Below are 2,258 nucleotides of genomic sequence, written 5' to 3'. Positions count from 1 at the left end.
ACTCAACGCCCCGCAAAGGACCAAGCCGCCTTGTCGAACCCCACCAGCCCAACCAGCCCCGCCAACACCGCCCCCGCACAGGAATCCCCCATGACCGACCGAACCACCATCCGGCGGGCGCTGCTCTCGGTGTCCGACAAGACCGGCCTGATCGATCTCGCCCGCGCGCTGGCATCCCACGGCATCGAACTCCTCTCCACCGGCGGCTCGGCCCGCACCCTGCGTGACGCCGCCCTCCCGGTCATCGAGGTCGCCGATTACACCGGCGTGCCGGAAATGCTCGATGGCAGGGTGAAAACCCTCGTCCCCAAAATCCACGGCGGCCTGCTCGGAAGGCGCGACCTGCCCGATCATGCCGCCCAGATGACCACCCACGGCATCCCGCCGATCGATCTCCTGGTCTGCAATCTCTACCCGTTCGAGCAAACCGTCGCCGCCGGCGGCACCGAGGCGGCCTGCGTCGAAAACATCGACATCGGCGGCCCCGCCATGATCCGTTCCGCCGCCAAGAACCATGACGCCGTCGCCGTCATCACCGATCCCGCGCAATACCCCGAGCTGATCGCCGCCCTCGCCACCGGCGGCACCACCCTGGCCCAGCGCCGCCGCTTCGCCACCGCCGCCTTCACCCGTACCGCCGCCTACGACAGCGCGATCGCCGCCTGGTTCACCGCCCGCACCGCCGAAGCCGAAGCCCCCGCCAGCGAAATCTTCCCCGCCCGCCTCGTCATCGCCGGCATCAAGCACCAGGCGCTCCGCTACGGCGAAAACCCGCACCAGATCGCCGCATTCTACACCACCGGCGAGCGCCCCGGCGTCGCCACCGCGCGGCAAGTCCAGGGCAAGGAACTCTCCTACAACAACATCAACGACACCGATGCCGCCTATGAATGCGTCGCCGAAATCGACCGTCCCGCCGTCGTCATCGTCAAACACGCCAACCCCTGCGGCGTCGCGGTCGGCGCCGACCTCGCCAGCGCCTGGGATCGCGCCCTGGCCTGCGATCCGCTCTCGGCCTTCGGCGGCATCATCGCGGTCAACCGCAAGCTCGATGCCGCGGCGGCCGAAAAAATGGCGGCCATCTTCTCCGAGGTGATCATCGCGCCCGATGCCGAGCCCGCGGCCATCGCCCTCCTCGCCCGCCGCAAAAACCTCCGCCTGCTGCTCGCGGGCGCCCTGCCGGACCCGAAATCCACCGGCCTGACCTACCGCAGCGTCGCCGGCGGTTTTCTGGTGCAAACCCGCGATGCCGGGCGCATCACCCGCGACGACCTCACAATCGTCACGCAACGCGCCCCGACCAACGCCGAGTTCGACGATCTGATCTTCGCCTTCCGCATCGCCAAACACGTCAAATCCAACGCCATCGTCTATGCCAAGGCGGGCGCCACCACCGGCATCGGCGCGGGCCAGATGAGCCGGGTGGACAGCGCACGCATCGCCGCGATCAAGGGCGGCGAACACATTCAAGGCTCCGTCGTCGCCTCCGATGCGTTCTTCCCCTTCGCCGACGGGCTGCAAGCCGCCATCGCCGCCGGCGCCACCGCCGTCATCCAGCCCGGCGGCTCGATCCGCGACGCCGAGGTGATCGCCGCGGCCGATCAGGCCGGCATCGCCATGGTCTTCACCGGCATGCGGCATTTCCGCCATTGAGCGCGCCCGCCGCCCCGCGCCTCGGCCCGCCCGACCCCGCAACCATGACCGACGCGCAACGCGCGGTGCACGAGGCCATCGCGGCGGGACCGCGCGGCAGGGTCGAAGGCCCGCTCGCGGTCTGGCTGCACAGCCCCGACCTCGCGAGCCGCGCCCAGGCCCTCGGCGCCTACTGCCGCTTCGGCTCCGCCCTGCCGCCCCGCCTGTCCGAACTCGCGATCCTGATCATGGGCGCCCATTGGCAGGCCGGATTCGAATGGCACATCCACGCCCCGATCGCCGCCGCCGCCGGCATCCCCGCCGCCGCGATCGAAGCAATCAGAACCCGCCACCCCCCGGTCCTCACCGCGCCGGACGCACAGGCCGTGCATGATTTCACCCGCGAACTGCTCGATACCCACACCGTGTCCGACGCCACCTACGCCACCACCCACGACATCCTCGGCCCGCGCGCCCTGGTCGATCTGGTCGGCCTGCTCGGCTACTACAGCCTGATCTCGATGACGATCAAAGCCTTCACCCTCGCCCTCCCGAACGACGCACCGCCGCCTTTTTCATCGAATCTCAAAACATAAACATATTTTTGTCAGGATTCTTTACACTCA

Annotated in this window: 2 protein-coding genes; both read left to right on the top strand. The window is 68.9% G+C overall.

Annotated features, from left to right (window positions below; translation table 11 throughout):
• Window positions 1-90 precede the first annotated feature (90 nt).
• A complete protein-coding gene (gene purH, locus ACP5E6_RS12955) occupies window positions 91-1,653 on the top strand; it encodes a bifunctional phosphoribosylaminoimidazolecarboxamide formyltransferase/IMP cyclohydrolase (RefSeq protein ID WP_427954681.1) in 1,563 nt (520 codons plus the stop codon).
• Window positions 1,650-2,228: a carboxymuconolactone decarboxylase family protein gene (locus ACP5E6_RS12950; RefSeq protein WP_427954669.1), complete on the top strand. Its 579-nt coding sequence runs from the start codon at window positions 1,650-1,652 to the stop codon at window positions 2,226-2,228. Before purH ends, ACP5E6_RS12950 begins: the two co-directional genes overlap by 4 nt.
• The last annotated feature ends 30 nt before the right edge of the window (window positions 2,229-2,258 follow it).

The organism is Acidiphilium sp., from assembly GCF_049977125.1.
Classification (GTDB): domain Bacteria; phylum Pseudomonadota; class Alphaproteobacteria; order Acetobacterales; family Acetobacteraceae; genus Acidiphilium.
This window is presented reverse-complemented; position numbering and strand designations above follow the sequence as displayed.

Excerpts from the sequence above, each read along its gene's own strand:
- purH (WP_427954681.1), top strand. The coding sequence starts at position 91 with ATGACCGACCGAACCACCATCCGGCGGGCGCTGCTCTCGGTGTCCGAC.